The 18,866-nt window shown below is 48.4% G+C and carries 20 protein-coding genes; 9 read left to right on the forward strand and 11 right to left on the reverse strand.

Annotated features, from left to right (window positions below; all coding sequences use genetic code 11):
• Position 1: 1 nt before the first annotated feature.
• Positions 2–2,161 (forward strand): sodium:solute symporter family protein, encoded by a 2,160-nt coding sequence (locus XMD579_RS00785; RefSeq protein ID WP_371815164.1) that lies wholly within the window; start codon positions 2–4, stop codon positions 2,159–2,161.
• A gap of 30 nt (positions 2,162–2,191) precedes the next feature.
• Here XMD579_RS00785 and XMD579_RS00790 read toward each other — a convergent pair whose 3' ends face one another.
• The gene (locus XMD579_RS00790; protein ID WP_173480592.1) at positions 2,192–3,004 is read right to left on the reverse strand and encodes a mechanosensitive ion channel family protein; all 813 of its coding nucleotides are present in this window, start codon (positions 3,002–3,004) and stop codon (positions 2,192–2,194) included.
• A gap of 103 nt (positions 3,005–3,107) precedes the next feature.
• Here XMD579_RS00790 and XMD579_RS00795 point away from each other — a divergent pair, with 103 nt between their 5' ends.
• Positions 3,108–3,683 (forward strand): TIGR04211 family SH3 domain-containing protein, encoded by a 576-nt coding sequence (locus tag XMD579_RS00795; RefSeq protein WP_173498170.1) that lies wholly within the window; start codon positions 3,108–3,110, stop codon positions 3,681–3,683.
• A 25-nt stretch (positions 3,684–3,708) separates the two neighbouring features.
• Positions 3,709–3,843 carry a hypothetical protein gene (locus XMD579_RS11410; protein ID WP_256368146.1) on the forward strand — a complete coding sequence of 45 codons (135 nt, stop codon included), beginning with the start codon at positions 3,709–3,711 and terminating at the stop codon, positions 3,841–3,843.
• Here XMD579_RS11410 and XMD579_RS00800 read toward each other — a convergent pair.
• Genes XMD579_RS00800 through XMD579_RS00815 form a run of 4 tightly spaced genes read right to left on the reverse strand, consistent with a single transcriptional unit; the run spans position 3,840 to position 6,361 of the window.
• Positions 3,840–4,043: a hypothetical protein gene (locus XMD579_RS00800; RefSeq protein ID WP_173480590.1), complete on the reverse strand. Its 204-nt coding sequence runs from the start codon at positions 4,041–4,043 to the stop codon at positions 3,840–3,842. The two genes, XMD579_RS11410 and XMD579_RS00800, sit on opposite strands and share 4 nt — an antisense overlap.
• 44 nt (positions 4,044–4,087) lie before the next feature.
• Positions 4,088–4,774: a M48 family metallopeptidase gene (locus XMD579_RS00805; protein ID WP_173505654.1), complete on the reverse strand. Its 687-nt coding sequence runs from the start codon at positions 4,772–4,774 to the stop codon at positions 4,088–4,090.
• A gap of 26 nt (positions 4,775–4,800) precedes the next feature.
• On the reverse strand, positions 4,801–5,790 hold the full coding sequence (locus tag XMD579_RS00810) for an NAD(P)/FAD-dependent oxidoreductase (RefSeq protein WP_173505655.1): 990 nt from the start codon (positions 5,788–5,790) through the stop codon (positions 4,801–4,803).
• 7 nt (positions 5,791–5,797) lie between these two features.
• Positions 5,798–6,361 (reverse strand): glutathione peroxidase, encoded by a 564-nt coding sequence (locus XMD579_RS00815; RefSeq protein WP_173480587.1) that lies wholly within the window; start codon positions 6,359–6,361, stop codon positions 5,798–5,800.
• A 317-nt stretch (positions 6,362–6,678) separates the two neighbouring features.
• On the opposite strand from XMD579_RS00815, the gene XMD579_RS00820 reads away from it, so the two are divergent.
• On the forward strand, positions 6,679–7,161 hold the full coding sequence (locus tag XMD579_RS00820) for a peptidylprolyl isomerase (protein ID WP_173483634.1): 483 nt from the start codon (positions 6,679–6,681) through the stop codon (positions 7,159–7,161).
• A gap of 351 nt (positions 7,162–7,512) precedes the next feature.
• On the opposite strand, the gene XMD579_RS00825 is transcribed toward XMD579_RS00820, so the two are convergent.
• Together XMD579_RS00825 and rlmKL are read right to left on the reverse strand one after the other, a co-directional pair.
• Positions 7,513–8,727 (reverse strand): ammonium transporter, encoded by a 1,215-nt coding sequence (locus XMD579_RS00825; RefSeq protein WP_173505656.1) that lies wholly within the window; start codon positions 8,725–8,727, stop codon positions 7,513–7,515.
• A 244-nt stretch (positions 8,728–8,971) separates the two neighbouring features.
• Entirely contained in the window at positions 8,972–11,134 is a 2,163-nt protein-coding gene (gene rlmKL / locus XMD579_RS00830; protein WP_173505657.1) for a bifunctional 23S rRNA (guanine(2069)-N(7))-methyltransferase RlmK/23S rRNA (guanine(2445)-N(2))-methyltransferase RlmL, read from the reverse strand.
• A 275-nt stretch (positions 11,135–11,409) separates the two neighbouring features.
• On the opposite strand from rlmKL, the gene rmf reads away from it, so the two are divergent.
• Positions 11,410–11,616 carry a ribosome modulation factor gene (gene rmf / locus XMD579_RS00835; RefSeq protein WP_173480583.1) on the forward strand — a complete coding sequence of 69 codons (207 nt, stop codon included), beginning with the start codon at positions 11,410–11,412 and terminating at the stop codon, positions 11,614–11,616.
• A 99-nt stretch (positions 11,617–11,715) separates the two neighbouring features.
• Positions 11,716–12,207, forward strand: coding sequence for a peptide-methionine (S)-S-oxide reductase (locus XMD579_RS00840; RefSeq protein ID WP_173505658.1), 492 nt, complete (start codon positions 11,716–11,718; stop codon positions 12,205–12,207).
• A gap of 27 nt (positions 12,208–12,234) precedes the next feature.
• Here XMD579_RS00840 and XMD579_RS00845 read toward each other — a convergent pair whose 3' ends face one another.
• Positions 12,235–13,272, reverse strand: a complete 1,038-nt coding sequence (locus XMD579_RS00845; RefSeq protein ID WP_173495227.1) for a quinone-dependent dihydroorotate dehydrogenase — start codon at positions 13,270–13,272, stop codon at positions 12,235–12,237.
• A gap of 119 nt (positions 13,273–13,391) precedes the next feature.
• On the opposite strand from XMD579_RS00845, the gene XMD579_RS00850 reads away from it, so the two are divergent.
• On the forward strand, positions 13,392–14,243 hold the full coding sequence (locus tag XMD579_RS00850) for an ion channel (RefSeq protein ID WP_173488591.1): 852 nt from the start codon (positions 13,392–13,394) through the stop codon (positions 14,241–14,243).
• A gap of 4 nt (positions 14,244–14,247) precedes the next feature.
• On the opposite strand, the gene XMD579_RS00855 is transcribed toward XMD579_RS00850, so the two are convergent.
• On the reverse strand, positions 14,248–15,129 hold the full coding sequence (locus tag XMD579_RS00855; protein ID WP_173505659.1) for a TIGR01777 family oxidoreductase: 882 nt from the start codon (positions 15,127–15,129) through the stop codon (positions 14,248–14,250).
• 80 nt (positions 15,130–15,209) lie between these two features.
• Between XMD579_RS00855 and XMD579_RS00860 the strand changes: the two genes are divergently transcribed.
• The gene (locus XMD579_RS00860; protein ID WP_173480578.1) at positions 15,210–15,824 is read left to right on the forward strand and encodes a riboflavin synthase subunit alpha; all 615 of its coding nucleotides are present in this window, start codon (positions 15,210–15,212) and stop codon (positions 15,822–15,824) included.
• On the opposite strand, the gene XMD579_RS00865 is transcribed toward XMD579_RS00860, so the two are convergent.
• Positions 15,803–16,699: a LysR family transcriptional regulator gene (locus tag XMD579_RS00865; RefSeq protein ID WP_173480577.1), complete on the reverse strand. Its 897-nt coding sequence runs from the start codon at positions 16,697–16,699 to the stop codon at positions 15,803–15,805. The two genes, XMD579_RS00860 and XMD579_RS00865, sit on opposite strands and share 22 nt — an antisense overlap.
• A 116-nt stretch (positions 16,700–16,815) precedes the next feature.
• On the opposite strand from XMD579_RS00865, the gene XMD579_RS00870 reads away from it, so the two are divergent.
• Positions 16,816–18,429 carry a GMC family oxidoreductase gene (locus XMD579_RS00870; protein WP_173484652.1) on the forward strand — a complete coding sequence of 538 codons (1,614 nt, stop codon included), beginning with the start codon at positions 16,816–16,818 and terminating at the stop codon, positions 18,427–18,429.
• Between the two features lie 43 nt (positions 18,430–18,472).
• Here XMD579_RS00870 and XMD579_RS00875 read toward each other — a convergent pair whose 3' ends face one another.
• Positions 18,473–18,859, reverse strand: coding sequence for a hypothetical protein (locus tag XMD579_RS00875; RefSeq protein ID WP_173498173.1), 387 nt, complete (start codon positions 18,857–18,859; stop codon positions 18,473–18,475).
• Positions 18,860–18,866 lie beyond the last annotated feature (7 nt).

The raw sequence follows: 18,866 nt of genomic DNA on the forward strand, positions 1-18,866 counted from the left end.
CGTGTTTTCTACTGCCAGCCTTACAGGCATTGCTCTGCTCTACATGGCTCTTCTGTTTGCATTAGCGATTTTTGTTGAGCGTAAAGTAAGGAAACAGTCTGGTCTTAGCTTCCAGGGACCCATCTACGCCCTCTCATTGGCGGTCTTTTTTACCTCTTGGACTTTCTATGGGAGCGTTGGATTCGCGCTTGAGAACGGACTCCAGTTCTTTGCCATCTATATCGGTGCCATTCTAGGTCTACTCTTTGGTGCAAAAGCGATCAAAAAAATGGTTCTGGCCAAAGAGAGTTTTCGTTTAACGTCCATTGCCGATTTCATATCAACGCGATATAGACGATCTCAGCGTATTGCCGCTCTGGTGACCATCATTGCGATTCTAGGACTGATGCCGTACATCGTCCTTCAGTTACGAGCGATCAATAGTGCGTTTGATGTACTGACTAACGACTCAGCAACCCAAGGCAGCTGGTCGGCTGTCATCATCACACTGACTCTCGCGTTTATTACGATTCTTTTCGGTGCCCGTAAAATTGATCCCACTGAGCGCCACCAGGGCATTATTGCCGTGTTAGCCGCCGAGTGTCTGGTAAAGTTGTTTGCCTTCATTGCCCTGGGTCTGTTTGTCACCTTTGGTCTGTTTGATGGGTTTGACGATCTCTTCACACAGGCGGAGCAGGCCAACTTACAACCGGTTTACAGCTTCGGTGGAGCTGACAGCCTTTTAACCTGGGTTGCCCTAATCATACTTGGTGCTGCCGCCATCTTGATGCTGCCAAGACAGTTTCATGTCACGGTCGTTGAAAATCCGGGTACGACACACATCAAGAGCGCCCTGACGCTCTTCCCTATCTACACGCTTGGCATCAACCTATTTGTTATTCCTATCGCACTGGCCGGGCTGTTGCTCGGGCTTCCAAAAAGCTCCGGTGATCAGTTCGTTCTACTGATACCTAAGCTCGCAAATAGTGAAGTGATGGCCCTGGTGGGTTACCTAGGTGGATTTGCCGCTGCAACGGGTATGGTGATCGTTACCCTGATTACCCTAGCAACGATGACATCAAACCACTTGGTGATTCCCATCTGGCGTCGTTTTAAACCGAATCTCAATTTAGGTGCCTCACTGCTCCATCTGCGCTGGATACTCATTCTAGGCATAGCGTTAATTGCCCATCTGTTTGCCAACCAACTCGATGCACCTTACTTGTTAGTTGCATTGGGTTTAATCTCGTTCGCGGCAGTTCTGCAGTTAGCACCCGCTGGGTTAATCGGTCTATTTTGGCGTAAAGGGAATAGTTTAGGCGCAGCACTGGGCTTATTGTCTGGCTTTATTCTCTGGGGCTTCACCTTAGTGCTACCGCCTATGATTGGTGAGGGTTGGATCGATGCCAGTGTTATGACGAATGGATTGTTTGGCCACTCATGGCTGCGTCCTAATGCACTGTTTGGACTGGAGTTTTTACCCCCACTCGCCCACGGCGTATTCTGGTCACTTTTGTTTAACATCACGCTGTATGTGGTTGGCAGTAAACTCTACAAGCCTCGTAAGGTTGAGAGAGCCCAGACAGAAGAGCTGTTTAACGCCACTAACGAGGTGTTAACGGACCGATATCGCAATGCCCGCCCCACTGGGCTTGAAGCCTATATTGAGCGTGAACCGAAAACCCAAGAGGCTGAGCTTCTTCTCAACCGTTTTCTAAGCAGTGATGCGGCGGATCAGGTACTTGGCAGCATTTTGACGGACCTCCAGCTAGGTGCTCGCACTCATTTCACCATTGTCGAGTTGATGGAGTTTCATCGACTACTCGAGCAACGATTAGCCGGCTCTATTGGCGCAGCAGGTGCACATTCAGCGATTGAAGAGTCTATTCGCTACTCCGACCGGGAGTCCGCCGATCTGAAAGCGCTCTTCTCTCACATTGCTAGCGAATTAAAACTGAGCAGCTCAGAAACCGAAAACAGCCCTCTGTTTGAGTCGCTGCAAGACAATAACGATCAGCTTAACAACGAGCTCGCTAAGCTAAAAAATGCGAATAAGGTGTTAGAGGAGAAAGTTGATCGTCAGTACGAAGTGATTCATGGGCATCGCTTGGAGATACAGAAGCTAACCCATGAAAACCAGACACTGAAAGCACGATTGGGGCTCTCAACTGATGAGAGTTAGTACCCGCAGGGTAAAGAATCAGAGGAGGCTTTAGGCCTCCTCTTTTTTTAGATGAACATCCATTTGCGGGTAAGGAATGGAGATTCCCTCAGCATCAAAACGCACTTTAATCTCTTCAGTCAGTGCCCAACGGACCTCCCAATAGTCTTCGGTTTTAACCCATGGGCGCACAATGAAATTAACGCTGCTATCGGCCAATTCTGATACCGCAATTTTAGGGGCAGGATCCTCCAAGACTCGACTATCGGCCGTCACAACCTCTGTTAAGATCTGTTTTGCTTTACGCAGATCATCGTCATAACTGATACCAAAGATCATATCGATACGACGTGTCGGTCTACGGTTGTAGTTCGTGATGATCCCTGAATAGATCGAACCATTTGGCACAATCACTTCGCGGTTATCTCCGGTACGCATCACCGTATTAAAAATCGTGATCTCTTCAGCTACGCCGGATATGCCAGCCACTTCGACAAAGTCACCCTCTTTGAATGGGCGGAAGAAGATCAGCAAGACACCCGCAGCAAAGTTTTTCAACGAGTCCTGCAGTGCCAGACCGATTGCCAAACCTGCGGCACCGACCAGAGCGATCAATGAGGTGGTATCAACACCCAATTGACCCAGCGCGGCAACGATAACCAGCAGCGTCAACAGAATGCTGATGACGGAGCGGACAAAGTTGACCAGCATATTGTCCATTGATGTACGGTGCAGCCCTCTCTCAAGCAGTCGGGTTGCAAATTTGACCAACCAACGACCCACCACAAAGATGGCCAAAGCCGTGGCGATATTGATAGACCAAGGGACTAAGTAGGTATCCATAAGAGATTGCAAATCAGGCATAGTTAATCGTCCAAAAGGCTAAATTTAAGCTGCGGGTAAGGTTGATAGTGATAAATTCACCCCCATATCTACACTATAACCTAGGTAAAGCAGTTTCCCATCTATGCGTTCATTTTTTTCTCTATTTGCTCTTCTTATGTCAAGCCCACTCTATGCGGCTGATTACCATATCGCCGATGATGTTCAACTCTTCATGCACAGCGGTCCCTCTTACGAATACCGCATCGTCTCTAGAGTTCGCAGTGGCGATCCCGTTACTCTGTTAGAGCGCGGCAAAGATTACACCAAGATTAAACTGGCCGATGGCAAAGAGGGTTATGTTCTCACTCGCTACCTAGCTGAGGGGCAAAGTAAATTGACAGCTCTTCAAACTGAGCTACCGGATCTAAAGCAGCAGGTCGCGTCGCTTAGTGAAGATTTGGCAAAGAGAAACGATCAAATTACCCAACTCGAAACAGAGTTGGCAAGCTACCGCGATGAAGCGACTGACTCGACCACAGAGCTTGTCATCAAAGATAAACGGATTCGCGAACTTGAGTTTCAAGTCGCTAATATGGATCAATCAAACCTAATGCGCTGGTTAACCCATGGCGGACTGATCGCCTTAGCAGGTTTGGTCGTTGGATTGATCCTTCCCCACCTTCCTCGTCGTAAGAAGAGACAGGATGAGTGGTTTTAATTAACAAAAACAGAGAGAAGTGATTATGGAAATGGTTATTCTAGGCGCTCTGTGTATTGCTGCAGCACTGTACATCATCAGCACAAATATTCAGTCTAAAAAGCCTGTTCTGCAGCCGATTCGTATCGAAGAGCGCAGCCAGAAAAAGCGTCGCCGCTAAGCTAAGTCTTCATCGGTAATGGGACGTGGCGTAAAGTCTGCGATCCCATTTTCAATGGTCCATGCACGACGCCCCTGCTCGACACGAATAACACCTTTGAATCGTGCTTGAAGGTAAGGTACGACCTCTTCAAGGGTGTCGATATCACACAAAATCACACCACCACGATCATCTTCAGTCGAAAATAGAAACGATTGCACCGTACACCTCTAATAAACAGTCACGCCAGTCTAACAACTTACTTCTACCACTTTAAGTAGGCGAAGCGATCTTTTATCTCTTGTTTGGCCAATTGATACTCTGGAAAGAAGCGGCTGACCAGGGCCCAAAAGCGTGGACTGTGGTTCATCTCTTTCAAATGACAGAGTTCGTGAATGATTACATAGTCCTGCAGAGTGTGTGAAAGGTGTATCAATCGCCAGTTAAGCGAGATCTCACCGCGACTCGAACACTGCCCCCATTTACTCGTATAGCTACCGATATTGACGGATGAGGGCTTTAAACCAGTAAAGCCCACTAACTGCTCTGTACGTGCAATCAACTGTTGTTGGGCAGCACCCTTTAGCGAAGCTTGAAGCTGGCGTCTGATCGACTGGTCTGTTGAGCGCGCATTGACTTTAACCCTGACGCAACGGCCAGTGTGACAGATTGTTTTCTCTTCGGGTGTTAATTGAGAGACCTTCTCAAGTTGGTAGTTGATGCCATTAACGACCAGAGTATCTGAATGCAGATCAATGGAGTGCTTACTCAATGCTTTCTGCTGTTGTACTAGCCTAGGCGTGACCCAGGCCTGTTTACTCAGAACCCATTGCTGAAGGTCTGCCTCACTAACGAATAGCGGTGCTTTGACAACCACCCTACCCCTATCGATTTGAATCGACAGAGTTCGACGTCTACTGGATCGCTCTAGGGTATATTCGAACTCAATCAATCTGTGCCATCTTAACTATGCGGGTGTTAGGACAGACTACCGCTTGTACTATAAGAGTCAATAATGACATCGGCCAATTCATTGGCACTCTTCCAAGCTCCTGCCAAACCGGGCTCATTAATCCAGTCTCCACAGGCGCCAATCGAAAGTTCAGCATCCCACAAAGGTTCCGTTAATTGAGCACTCTGCAGAGTTCGACTGTAGAGCCAACGGTGAATTTTTGAGGCGCTAGGCTCTATCGATTCACCCAGCCAATCAGACAATAAGCCCTCTATTTTTTTCAGCAGAGCCCCCCGATCATCATCAATGTGTGATTCGCTCCAAGATTCTCGCATTTCAACTCGAACCAACAGCCCCTCTCGCCCAGGTTTGTCACTCTCGACCACGATACGGTAGAACTCTGGATGCTCTCCCTCAATCACAGAGACTCCGTCTAAGCGCGATGGTCGCGTCTCTAACTGAAACAGTGCAATCCAATTGGCTGAGGTTGCTGCTTGCTCAGCGCGATGAGCAAAGCGTGGTGAGGTTTCAAGAAGTGGCACGGCCTGTGGCGCGGGCGCGGCAACAACTACCGCATCAAAATAGTCGATCAGTTCACCTTGATCATCTCGAATCAGTACACCCTGCTTATCGCTCCACACGACACCTATACGGGTTTCAGTGTGGAGAGTAGTACCTTTGAGAAGTTCACGAGTAAACAGACTGTTACGACCCGCGCCGATCTTGTACTCAACGGACTCATGTTGTGTGAGGCTAAAATCCGAGCGCGTGGTAATCCAGGTCTCAATCACACCCGCTTCGACATACGCATTTAAGAAACGCTCAAACTCGCTGGAACAGCCATCTAGATAGGGAGCACCTAGATCAGCAGAGAGTTGACCCACGCGAGAAGAGGCTAAACGCCCACCCGTTCCTCGTGATTTCTCAAACAGATCAACAGTAAAACCTGAAGTGGTCAGTCTATTGGCGAGTGTAGCACCGGCTAAACCAGCGCCGATAATAGCTATCCTTGGCATATTGATCCTATGAATTGGGCTCTACCGCAATGGCCTTTTCAACGGTATTAATGAAGCCTCTGTTTTCGGGCGATGTGACACTTGAGTAGACATCAATGACTTTACCATCACGGCCAATCAGGTACTTGTAGAAATTCCATTTCGGGGCGGTTCCTGTCGCAGCAATCAAATCCGCCCATAGAGGGCTCGCTTGATCCCCACGAACCACTGACTTCTCAAACATCGGGAACTTAACACCGTAAGTTAAACGACAAAACTCTCTGATCTGCCCCTCCTCACGATACTCCTGATTGGCGAAATCACCGCTAGGGAAACCTAACACTGCAAAGCCTTGGTCTTTGTACTTAGCATGCATCGCTTCAAGACCTTCATACTGCCCGGTAAAACCACACTTACTGGCTGTATTGACGATCAAGACCACTTTGTCTTTGTACTCTTCGCAGAGGTTGACCTCTTTTTCACCGGCTAGCTCACGAACGGTATGATTCAGCACGTTAGTGCAAGTATCAGCTGAGGCTGTTTTAAAGCCAAAAACGGCTGCCAGTAGGGTTAATATTTTCATAAGCTTCATTGTGCGCCTCGGTGTTGATTTTTACTTCAATATTTACGCTCAGATAGAGGTTTCGGATGACCGATACAGAGGATGACAGGTTGAAACCTGTTAAGTACACGGATGTGTTGTATGCGGTAATTGCAGGAGCAAATTACTGTCACCGGTGCTTTGAACTATCTACGGAGTAACCGTGACTGGCTTCAGCCTGTCATCGGCTCTTAGTCATCGGTGATTTACCCTACAACCTGCCCTTGTAGTTTGTTAGCATAGTCGCCTACATTCACGGAGCACTGCGATTCACTAATGGTCTGCATCTCCAATATAAGGAGAGAAAGATGAAAATCGCTGACAAAACTGTTGTCTCTATTCACTACACTCTTACCAATGCTTTGGGCGAGACGATTGATAGCTCTGTAGGACAGGATCCTCTTGTCTACCTACAAGGTGCTCAAAACATCATTCCCGGTCTAGAAAACGCCCTAACTGGTAAAGCGGTTGGTGATGCACTTCAGGTTACCGTTGAACCGGCTGAAGGCTATGGCGAGATTCGTGATGAATTGATCCAAGAAGTTGATCGCAGCGCGTTCCAAGGCGTTGATGATATCGATGTTGGCATGCAGTTTATGGCTCAAACACCTTGGGGGGAGCAGCCTGTAACCGTTGTTAAAGTTGAAGGCGACCAGATCACTCTTGATGGCAACCACCAGCTTGCTGGTGAAACGCTCAACTTTGATGTTGAAGTGGTTGAAGTACGTGAAGCAACCGCTGAAGAAGTTGAGCACGGTCATGTTCATGGAGCTGGCGGTCACCACCACTAATCCACCATCGATCTAACATTAAAAAAGCCGAGTTAAGTAACTCGGCTTTTTTGTGATTGTTGCAAGGGAACCTGCGAACAAGTCCATAGTATCTCAGCGAGACCTGAAATGTGCAGATACAAGGCGCTTCTCGCCGCTAATGGCCGTAGCCCTTAGCAAGAGGAGCAACGCAGTAGATGCATATTGCAGGCCACGCCCTTGGGGGCTTACAGTCAAATCCACCCTCTGTGTTGCGCTTTCTTGACTTAGCCCGCTAGGCCTTCGAAACCACGCCTTGATGATGAATTCGACTGTAAGCCTGAGATGCCATGGACTTATTCGCAGGTTCCCTAGAGCAACGGGATCAATCGCTTATTTGCGATCATCCGAAGTGGCTTCGATACGGTGAATACTTAGATCCGCACCACGGAACTCGTCCTCTTCATCCAGACGGATGCCCGCTACTGCATTCACAATACCGTAAACCAGGAAGCCACCGATCAAGGCCACTGCGATACCTGCAAGAGTACCCACAACCTGAGCACCTAGGCTTACGCCACCAAGACCGCCTAGTGCTTGGCTACCGAAGATACCTGCTGCAATACCACCCCAGGCGCCACATAGACCGTGTAGAGGCCATACACCCAGTACGTCATCGATCTTCCACTTATTCTGAGCCAGTGTGAACAGCCAAACAAATAGTGCACCGGCAATACCACCTACAAACAGCGAGCCAATTGGGTGTAGAACGTCAGAACCAGCACAGATCGCAACAAGACCCGCAAGCGGACCGTTGTGAATGAAGCCTGGGTCGTTCTTACCAAGAAGGGTCGCAACGATGATGCCGCCGACCATTGCCATCAAGCTGTTGACTGCAACCAGACCAGAGATACCGTCCAGTGTTTGAGCCGACATCACGTTGAAGCCAAACCAACCGATACATAGGATCCATGCACCTAGAGCGAGGAATGGAATGTTTGATGGTGGGAACGCCACAACACGATCGTTACGGTAACGACCTTTACGTGAACCTAGAACCAAAACAGCCGCTAGGCCGATCCAACCACCGACACCGTGGACTACGACAGAACCAGCGAAGTCGTGGAAGCCTGCACCAAAGGTCTCTTCAAGCCAGCCCTGGAAACCGAAGTTACCGTTCCAGATGATGCCCTCGAAGAACGGGTAGACTAGACCCACACAGAGTGCAGCTGCGATAAGCATTGGGTAGAAGCGAGCACGCTCAGCCACACCACCCGAGATAATTGCAGGAATCGCTGCCGCAAAGGTCATTAGGAAGAAGAATTTCACCAACTCATAGCCGTTACCTTCCGCTAAAGTGGCTGCATCGGCAAAGAAGGTGACGTCGTAGGCAATCCAGTAGCCAACAAAGAAGTAGACCACTGCAGAGAAACCGAAGTCGGTCATGATCTTAACCAGTGCGTTGACCTGATTTTTATGACGGACAGTACCTACCTCAAGGAATGCGAAGCCAGCATGCATCGCGAATACCATGATGGCACCCATCAAAATGAATAGTGTATTGGAACTTTGTACCAGTGTTTCAACGGCACTGTTGATCGTTTCCACCCTTAATCTCCTCAAATTGCTTAGAAATGCACATATAGGGTGCAGCTCTATATTTCATGCACACTTTTGGTGCATTTAATGACTATGCGATGAGTTTTAGACGGCTTAATAAAAAAAGATAAAATGTTTTTTCTATCTACTTTCAATAACTTAAAAACTAATCACTCACTTTCAGCAAACTCCGTGCTGCAAGACTGTGCATTAGTTAGCAAGTAACGTACCAACTTTGGGCATTAAACGAATTTTATGCCTTATGGCGGATCTCAAAGCTGTAGTGAATCTTCGAGTTACGTTTGAAATCAGGATCAATCGTACGATGAGAAGTATCCACAATCTCAAAAGCGTCGAGCTGCTCGTAGTCCAACTTAAAGCGGCGATAGTTATTTGAAAAGATCAGAAGCCCACCGGGTTCAAGCAACGCCATTGCCCCTTTAATCAGCATAACGTGGTCACGCTGCACATCTAGGATGTCAGACATTCTCTTAGAGTTAGAGAAGGTCGGTGGATCCATAAAGATGAGATCGAAGGTCTCTGAACGAGGGCGATCAAGCCACTGAATACAGTCCGCTTGAACAAAATCAGCACGTTTAGCGTCAAGTTTGTTCAGTTCAAAATTGCGTCGGGCCCAATCGAGGTAGGTTGCCGACATATCGACACTGGTCGTGCTGATCGCACCACCGGCAGCCGCATGGACACTGGCGGTAGCGGTGTAACAGAAAAGATTTAGGAAACGTTTACCCTTAGCGAGAGACTGAATCTGTTGCCTAACAGGACGATGGTCTAGGAAAAGACCTGTATCTAGGTAATCTCTTAGGTTGACCTCGAACAGACAGCCATGCTCTTGTACCGTCAGCGTCTCACCCTGTTCGGTCTGTCGTTGATACTGATCGCTGCCCTGCTGACGCTTGCGTTGTTTCAATACAATCGAGTCTGTGCCCAAAGCAAACACTCTTCCTACAACGGCCATCACATCTTGAAGTCGCTTAAAGGCCTTTACAGGATCGACTTTCGCAGGCGGCGCATACTCCTGAACCACAATCTGATCAGCGTATCGATCGATAGCGACCGCGTACTCTGGCAAATCAGCGTCATAGACTCGGTATGCCTCGATTGACTCACGTTTCACCCACTTAGAGAGCTGTTTAAGATTTTTCTTAAGTCGGTTCTCTAACATTAGAGCCCCTTCAGATAGGGTTGCACTATCTTGGTGCACAACATCCGAATCGGAATCTGCACTGTTTTGCGGCACACCCTCCTGCGGGTAGACGGTAAATAGCAATAATTGACTGGGCAGTGCGCCATTAAAGAGCTTGTAGAGCTTGTCTGCACGCAGACCCATCACCTTGCCAAGCTCAGGGTTCGAAGTGAACACCCCCACACGCCAGTGATGCGCTTGGGCTTTTAAGAAATCACCCAGCTGGCTGTAGAGAAATCTTAGACTTGAACGATCACCCAATCGCTCACCATAAGGGGGGTTAGTAATTAACAGCCCTTTATCTTCAGGCGTTGGAAGTGACAAGCTGGCCAGATCACAACGTTCAAAATGGACGAGTGATTCGACACCTAAGGCTTGAGCGTTGTTGTTTGCACGCTGCAGAACGCTTGAATCGGCATCAAAACCACTTAGACGAGGGTAACCCTCTCTGTTTAGCCCTGCTTCACGGCGCTGTTTTGCATCTTGGTAGATCTCTTGCCAGATAGACGGCTGGTGTTGGCACCAACGATCAAAGCCCCAGCGACGACGTAACAGACCCGGCGCAATATCCGCCATCATCAATGCTGCTTCAGTGATTAAAGTTCCCGAGCCACACATAGGATCGACGAGCTGTTTAAAGTCACCTTGATTGGACCAACCCGCACGCATTAATAGCGCTACTGCAAGATTCTCTTTAAGCGGTGCGGCACCGGTTTGAAGTCGGTATCCACGGCGGTGCAGACTCTCACCGGATAGATCAATCGCTACCTGAGCTGTCGTTCTGCGCAGATGAACATTGATGCGCAGATCTGGGTACTGTTTGGCAACAGAGGGGCGACTGCCGGTCTCTTCACGAACGGAGTCAACAATCGCATCTTTCACTTTAAGAGCGCCAAAGTGGGTGTTGTTGATCGACTCATTACGGCCGTTAAAATCAACGGCTAACGTCCCTTCAGCCCGAATGTGCTCCAGCCAATTAATCGACTTAACATCGTTATAGAGTGCTTCTGTCGAGGTCGCATCAGCCTCTTTCAAGAGCAGCAGTACTCGGTTTGCAAGACGTGACCACAAACAGATCGTATAAGCTGTGGCAAGATCACCCTCTACCTGAACCCCTGCTTGAGTCTCTTTTAACCCCTCTATACCGATCGACTTCAACTCGGCTAGCAGTAAAGACTCAACGCCCTTAGGGCAGGTAACGAATAATTTCATTTCAACACTCAATTTGGTTAACGCCGAATGAAATGAAAAATTTTCATCCGCTATATTGGCTCTATTTTAAAGCATTACGCTTCATCTGTAAGTCACTGATTCAGCCGACTTTGCTGCTGACGCGAAAAGGCTAAACCTATTAGAAGGGGAATTTAAATTGAGCAATACAATTACTTTAAATTGCCAATCTGGTCTATTACTAGGTTGTGACTACCAATTGTTGTCGCCAAAACATCACTGCGAAAGCAGATACTCACTCAATACGAGGCGTATATATGAAAAGACAGAAACGAGAACGTAGCAATTCACTATACAAACGCGGTTTTACTGCCGGACTGGAGGGTAAATCACAGTCAGATTGTCCGGTATCAACGACAGACTTACGCAGCCACTGGATGACAGGATGGCGCGAAGGGCGAGAAGCCCACTGGAATGGCCAATCAGGTGTTTCAGCGATACAGGTCAATCCAAGTTATCACTAACAACATTTAATCAAGTAAGGCTCCTAATGATACCCATAGGAGCCTTTTTCGTTTTAAGATCCTCTCTTCACAGTTAAACACCAATGTTAAGCAGGGCTAATGGAACAGATTTACTTTGCTGGGGGCTGCCTATGGGGTGTCCAAGAGTTCATTCGGCATGTTCCTGGCGTCATCTCCACGCAAGCAGGCCGAGCCAATGGCACGTCTAACAGGACAGACGTTGGGTACGATGGCTATGCGGAGTGTGTACAGATCGACTTCAACCCTGAACAGATAGCCCTAGGCGAGCTGATAGAGTGCTTGTTTGAAATAATCGACCCCTACAGCATCAACCAACAAGGCCAAGATATTGGGCCTAAGTACAGAACGGGGATCTACAGTCGAGAGCGCAAACACTTGGACGAAGCACACCGAATACTCAAAAGCCGCGCGGATTATAAACAGCTGGCTATTGAGGTACTCCCCCTATCCAACTACGTCAAAAGTGATGACGAGCACCAGGACCGACTGACACTTCATCCAGAGGATCATAGTTTCTGCCACATCCCGTTAGCACTGCTCTATAAATACAAAAAAGCCGCTAATCGATAGCGGCTATTCAGTGTCAAAGCGTTGAACTTAACGGTGTCCCAACAAACGACGATCACGAATCGCTTCAGCCGCTTCAGTGATCAGTTTAGGACCACGGTAGATAAAACCTGTGTAGACCTGAACCAAGCTAGCACCCGCCTCGATCTTCTCGACAGCGTCAAAACCTTCAGTGATACCACCAGCACCTATGATAGGCAAAGCACCATCCAACTCACGCGCCAAGATTTGGATCGCACGAGTCGATAGGTTGCGTACTGGAGCACCGCTCAAACCACCCGCCTCTTTCGCAAATTCAGAGCTCTCTACACCACCTCGTTCAATGGTGGTATTGGTCGCAATCACACCATCCATCTCGTAAGTTTTGAGTAGATTAGCAGTCGTTACGAAACCCTCTTCATCCATGTCGGGCGCAATTTTGATCGCGATCGGGACGTATTTGCCGTGAATACCTGCCAAGCGGGCTTGTTCATTCTTCAGCATGTCCAAAAGAAGGTTGAGACTATCGCCCTGCTGAAGATCACGAAGACCTGGCGTGTTCGGAGAGGAGATGTTAACTGTTATATAAGTAGCGTAGGGGTAGACCTTACGCAAACAGATTAGGTAATCATCGGCCGCATTTTCATTAGGGGTATCTTTGTTCTTACCAATGTTGATACCCAGTACGCCTTTAAAGTTAGACGCTTCAACGTTCTCAATCAGGCGATCCACACCCAGGTTATTAAAACCCATGCGATTGATGATCGCGCTGTGCTCAGGAATACGGAATAGACGAGGTTTAGGGTTGCCCGGTTGTGGACGAGGAGTCACGGTACCGACTTCAACAAAACCAAAACCCATGGCCGCCAGACCGTTGATAGCACCCGCGTTCTTGTCCAGACCCGCGGCCAATCCAACGGGGTTGGGGAAACGAATCCCCATGACTTCCGTCGGAGCGTCCACCATTTTCGCACCAAGAAGCTTCGGCATACCCAGATCGGCGGCCAAGTTCATACTGCTCAGTGCAAGGTCGTGAGACTTCTCGGCATCTAAGCGAAACATCAAAGAGCGGGCTAAGTCGTATAACATGATTATCCAATCGAAATTTTAGTTGTGCGAATTATACAGAGTGGTCAATCTGAATGACAGTTTGCTTAAGTCACCGGTGTCATAAATAATATTCATCTATCTATTCAGGAGATCAGCCGGTGACTCAGCACAATAAGCACAACCGTTTAATGGGCATTTTAGGGGTCCAAGGCGTTGATGTTAGAGAGAACCACAGAGCCAAACAGTGGGGAAGCATTTTTGAGTGGCCACTTCTGTTTCTGGCGTTTTGGATACTGATCGACTGGTATTTTCAAACCACAAACCATCACGAACAGCTCGCCATTATCGGTTTGAACGACTGGGTGATCTGGGGCTTTTTTACCTTAGATCTGGTAGTTATGTTGGCGTTAGTAGACAACAGACTGCGATACCTAAAAGGCAACTGGATGAGCCTGGTCATCGTGCTGACCGGAATTCCGATTTTATTGAACGCTTTAGGCCTGCAAAGCGGGGTCTTAAGATCACTTAGGCTGCTGATTTTTGCCAGTATATTCACACGACTATCTAGCGATCTTCGCTCGGTGTTAGGCCGGCATAACCTTGGAGTAACTCTGGCGATCGCACTAGGATTTCTGATACTAGCTGCCTTCCTCATCTCTGGACTGGATCCGGCGTTTAAAAACCCAATCGATGGCTTCTGGTGGGCTTGGGTCACGATGACAACCGTCGGCTACGGCGACCTTGTTCCAACCACCCTTGAGGGGCGTATCGTTGGCATGCTTCTAATTTTGGTTGGCATCGCGATCTTTTCAATGCTGACCGCAAGCTTCTCTGTCTTTTTTATCGAAAAAGAGGAAGAGGAGAAAAATGACCGGGAAGACGCCATGGTGCGACGCCTTCAGATGCTTGAAGCTCGTTTAGAGCGAATAGAACAAAACCTCAATAAAGCGGTGACTTCGTTGGAGCAAATTCAAACACTCGAGTCTGAAAAACGCTCACCCAAAAGTTAACGGATTAGATAACAGCGGTTAAGGCCTGATCGAGTGAAGGGTATTTGAACTCAAATCCGTGCTGAGTCAACTTCGAAGGAATCACAGCCAAGCCCTCCGTCAGCAGTGCAGCCCCCTCTTTACCAAGCATCAACTTGGGCATAAAAGCTGGCATTGGCAAAAAGGTTGGACGCCTCAAAACTTTGCCAAGCTCCTCTGTAAATACTTGGTTAGAGACTGGATTAGGTGAGGTCAAATTGAATGGCCCACTCGCATCAGGGTTATCAATCAAAAATAGAATGGCGTTGACCTGATCGTCTAGATGAATCCAGGACATCATCTGCTGGCCGTCGACAATGCGACCACCTAAGCCCAGTTTAAAGGCAGGTAGCATCTTCTTCAGGGCGCCACCCTTACCAAGCACGATGCCCGTTCTGAGTAGCGCCACTCTGACACCCTCTTGTTCAGCACTTAAGGCAATGTTCTCCCAGCTTTTGCAAAGCTCACTGGAGAAGTCTTGAACCAGAGGTTGATCCGCCTCAGAAAGCGTCTGATTACTGCGAGTCGCCCCGTAAAAACCGATCGCTGAGCCACTGACTAGCACCTTGGGTTTAACCTCTTGTTGAGCAATCCAACGCACTAACTGCCCCGTAACTCCTTCACGACTGGCACGCAGGGTCACTTTTCGCGAGTGAGTCCAAGGTTTATCAGCGATCGGTAAGCCTGCTAAATTGACAATGGCATCGACAGCGGTGTTCAAGTCAGACAAATTTGAGATTGTTTGAACACCGGCCACTTTCGAGGATCGTTTGTGTATCAATAGAGTGACTCGGTCACCTCGAGCGACGAGCGCTCTAGCGACTGCATCACCAATAAACCCTGTACCGCCTGTCAAAAGAATGTGCATGCTGTTAAACCCTTAACTGTTTGCTTTATCTACGTCCCATGCTAGCGTTCGGACTGCTAAAGCTAAAGGAAGAATCGATAATGTTTACTGGTATTGTTCAAGGTGTGGCGACAGTCACTGCCCTCACCCCAGCCGATAATTTTATGACATTGCAGCTTGAGTTCCCGGAAAACTGTTGTGATAACTTCCAGATCGGAGCCAGTGTCGGACTTAATGGTACTTGTTTAACGATTACCTCATTTGAAGGTAACAGAGCCAAGTTTGATGCGATCCAATCGACACTAGAACTGACCAACCTTGGCGATTTGCAGGTCGGGTCACTGGTCAATTTTGAACGTGCCGCTAAGATTGGCGATGAGATTGGTGGGCACCTAATGTCGGGCCATATTTGCGACCGAGTAGCGATAACAGCGATCGAAAAGACAGAGACCAATTGCCGAGTTGAGTTTGATCGTCCGAGCCAATGGGCACCCTATCTATTGGATAAAGGGTTTGTCGGACTGAATGGCTGTAGTTTGACGATGACGCAAGTAACGGATGACCGTTTCTCTGTTTGGCTAATCCCAGAAACCTTGGAGCGCACACTGTTTGGCAAAGCTAAGGTAGGTGATCTGATCAACCTAGAGATCGACCCTCAAACGCAAGCGATTGTCGATACGGTCGAACGATACCTTCAGGAGCGCGGCAAAAACTGATCTCTGTGCTGCGCGATTAACTGCTCTAACTCAGTTGAGATAGAACGAACATTGGCGCGACGCCTCAGCTCTAGAGGCGTCAGCAGCCAGTAGCTTCGTATAAAGCTAATCTCCTTTGGCAGAACCTGAACAAAACGCGGGTCATCTTGCACCATATAATGGGGTAACACCCCAAACCCTCCACCATTAGCAATAAACTGGAATTGGGACATCACGGTTGCCCCCTGAAAGCGCTCAATCAGTTGGTCATCGATCAATCGGTTAAACCCTAACTGCTCAGTGTAGAGTATATCGGGAATATAACCGGCAAACGGGTGCTGTTTAACCGATTCAATATCCTCTAAATCTACGGAATTATTCTGCAGATACTCACGACCTACATAGAGAAAAAGCTGGTAGTCCGTCAGTTTCTTACAATGAATATCCCGCCTCTCAGAGGGCTCCAATGTGATCGCTATGTCCACCTCACGCTTCATCAAGTTAAGGCTCTGTGGAACGGGTACCAAGCGTAGGTTTAGATCAGGGTTACGATGGACAAAATGGGTTAATTGATTTGCTATAAAGAGGTTTCCCAAACCATCTGGCGCCCCAATTCTTAGGTTCCCGGATAGGGATCGCTGATCTGAAGCCGCTCTCTCTTTGGTCAAGACAGTAATGTCTTCACACTGTTGAGCCAGAGGCAAAACAGCTTCACCGGCCGGAGTGAGGTGCAAGCCTTTATCATCCGCCTCAAACAGTGGGGTTTGCAACGCATCTTCAAGAGCGGCTATTCGACGCGACACCGTTGTATGGTTCACGCCCATTCGTTTTGCTGCAGTCAAATAACGACCCGCGCGAGCGACCTCGAGAAAGTAACGCAGATCGTTCCAATTCAATTTATCATCCATCATCTGTGCAATTTAGCACAACAAACCAGCAAAATAATCAAAAATTACTGCACAAATAATCATAAGATGGTGCACACACTAATAAGCATAGAAAGGATAACGCCATGTCTACTGTCAAAGATCTTGGAACTTACGATTACGTCATCGTTGGCGCTGGGTCTGCCGGCTGTGTATTAGCCAACCGTTTGAGTCAAGATCCAAATACTCGTGTGCTTCTGCTTGAAGCGGGTGGCAGTGACAACCAGTTTTGGGTACATGTTCCAGTGGGTTACCTCTACTGTATAGGCAACCCAAAAACTGACTGGTGTTTCTCAACCGATGCCGAAGAGGGGCTTAATGGTCGTTCACTTATCTACCCTCGCGGTAAAGTAATGGGGGGCTGCTCTTCGATTAACGGCATGATCTACATGCGTGGGCAAGAGCGTGACTATGATGAGTGGGCATCATTAGGCAATGAAGGCTGGAGCTGGCAAGAGGTTCTTCCCTATTTCAAACGCTCTGAACGACACTACCAACCCGCTGATGAGTTCCACAATGATAAAGGGGAACTGTTCGTTCAAGAGCAGCGCTTGAGCTGGCCGATTCTAGAAGCCGTTCGAGAGGCGGCTGAAGAGGTTGATGTACCGAAAACCTCAGACTTCAACCGTGGTGATAATGAGGGTTCAGGTTATTTCCCAGTTAACCAAAAAAATGGCATTCGCTGGAATGCACGCAAAGCCTTTATCAACCCCGTTAAAGCACGTCCTAATCTCACCATTATGACTCACGCTCAAGTCACCAAGCTGCGTATTGAAAACCGACGCGTTGTGGGTGCTGATCTCATCGTTAACGGGCAAGTTGCGAGCGTAACGACCGATAAAGAGCTACTGCTCAGTGCCGGTGCGATCAATTCGCCACAAATTCTACAGCTTTCTGGCATTGGCCCTGCCAAGGTTTTAGCGGAGCACAAAATCGAGATGGTGCACGAGCTCCCTGGTGTCGGTGAAAACCTACAGGACCACCTACAGTTGCGAACCATCTACACCGTTGAAAACACAAAAACTCTGAATGAGTGGCAGTCAACCCTGTTGGGTAAAGCGCAAATTGCGGCTGAATACTTCTTAAAACGTTCAGGCCCAATGTCAATGGCCCCCAGTCAGCTCGGTATCTTTACTAAATCCTCGGATGAGCATGCTACGGCGAACATTGAGTATCACGTTCAACCTCTATCGCTTGAGAAATTCGGTGAGGATCTGCACGAGTTTCCGGCTATCACCGTCTCGGTCTGTAACCTGCGTCCAGAGAGCCGCGGTACCTGTCATATTCAATCGACCGATCCTAATGTTCCGCCAGCAATTAAACCGAACTACCTTTCGACGGACGGCGATCGCAAGGTTGCAGCAGATAGCTTACGCCACGCTCGCAAGCTAATGGCGACTCAGCGTTTACGTGAATTTAATCCAATTGAGTTAAAACCGGGCGCACAGCTTCAATCGGATGAAGAGCTCGCGAAGGCCGCAGGTGATGTCGGTACAACAATATTCCACCCGGTCGGCACCGCAAAAATGGGCAGTGATGAGATGTCCGTTGTGGATGCGCGATTGAGAGTGCACGGCATTGACGGTCTGCGCGTAGTGGATGGTTCAGTGATGCCAACCCTTACCTCGGGTAATACTCATGCACCGATCACTATGATTGCAGAGAAAGCGTCTGACATGATCCTTGAGGATAACGCTTAAACTAAAAGGGGCAGATCAATGATCTGCCCCTTTGGGATTGAGACTATTTGTAGATTCGCTCATCAAAAGGATCTACAGGCTCTTCCAGCATTTCGTCCTCTTTGAAGAAGAGTATGCGTCCTTCGAACTTAAACCCCTTAGTCGAGAACCAGCGTTCTGCCTGTTCACGCCCCTCTTCCGCTTTTCTCACCTCCAACCAAGCCATCACGACTCGATAGAAGAAGATACCAAACAGAGCAGCACTCGCGCCTAAGAAGAAATCAGAGGCTAGAGCGAAGATCAGTAGCACCAATGCAACAATCCAGACCTTAGAGCTTCGCGCATTTTTCAGTGCATCGTTTTCAGCCCCGTACTGATCTAGAAAGTTCAGGTAACGACGGTAGTTCTGTTGCAGATCAAACTTAATCGCAGAATCGATAGAGATAGCCATACCAATG

It is taken from the genome of Marinobacterium sp. xm-d-579 (assembly GCF_013282935.1).
Lineage (GTDB): Bacteria > Pseudomonadota > Gammaproteobacteria > Pseudomonadales > Balneatricaceae > Marinobacterium_E.

Excerpts from the sequence above, each read along its gene's own strand:
- XMD579_RS00790 (WP_173480592.1), bottom strand. The coding sequence starts at position 3,004 with ATGCCTGATTTGCAATCTCTTATGGATACCTACTTAGTCCCTTGGTCT.
- XMD579_RS00795 (WP_173498170.1), top strand. The coding sequence starts at position 3,108 with ATGCGTTCATTTTTTTCTCTATTTGCTCTTCTTATGTCAAGCCCACTC.
- XMD579_RS11410 (WP_256368146.1), top strand. The coding sequence starts at position 3,709 with ATGGAAATGGTTATTCTAGGCGCTCTGTGTATTGCTGCAGCACTGTAC.
- XMD579_RS00810 (WP_173505655.1), bottom strand. The coding sequence starts at position 5,790 with ATGCCAAGGATAGCTATTATCGGCGCTGGTTTAGCCGGTGCTACACTC.
- XMD579_RS00815 (WP_173480587.1), bottom strand. The coding sequence starts at position 6,361 with ATGAAGCTTATGAAAATATTAACCCTACTGGCAGCCGTTTTTGGCTTT.
- XMD579_RS00820 (WP_173483634.1), top strand. The coding sequence starts at position 6,679 with ATGAAAATCGCTGACAAAACTGTTGTCTCTATTCACTACACTCTTACC.
- rlmKL (WP_173505657.1), bottom strand. The coding sequence starts at position 11,134 with ATGAAATTATTCGTTACCTGCCCTAAGGGCGTTGAGTCTTTACTGCTA.
- rmf (WP_173480583.1), top strand. The coding sequence starts at position 11,410 with ATGAAAAGACAGAAACGAGAACGTAGCAATTCACTATACAAACGCGGT.
- XMD579_RS00840 (WP_173505658.1), top strand. The coding sequence starts at position 11,716 with ATGGAACAGATTTACTTTGCTGGGGGCTGCCTATGGGGTGTCCAAGAG.
- XMD579_RS00845 (WP_173495227.1), bottom strand. The coding sequence starts at position 13,272 with ATGTTATACGACTTAGCCCGCTCTTTGATGTTTCGCTTAGATGCCGAG.
- XMD579_RS00855 (WP_173505659.1), bottom strand. The coding sequence starts at position 15,129 with ATGCACATTCTTTTGACAGGCGGTACAGGGTTTATTGGTGATGCAGTC.
- XMD579_RS00860 (WP_173480578.1), top strand. The coding sequence starts at position 15,210 with ATGTTTACTGGTATTGTTCAAGGTGTGGCGACAGTCACTGCCCTCACC.
- XMD579_RS00870 (WP_173484652.1), top strand. The coding sequence starts at position 16,816 with ATGTCTACTGTCAAAGATCTTGGAACTTACGATTACGTCATCGTTGGC.
- XMD579_RS00875 (WP_173498173.1), bottom strand. The coding sequence starts at position 18,859 with ATGGCTATCTCTATCGATTCTGCGATTAAGTTTGATCTGCAACAGAAC.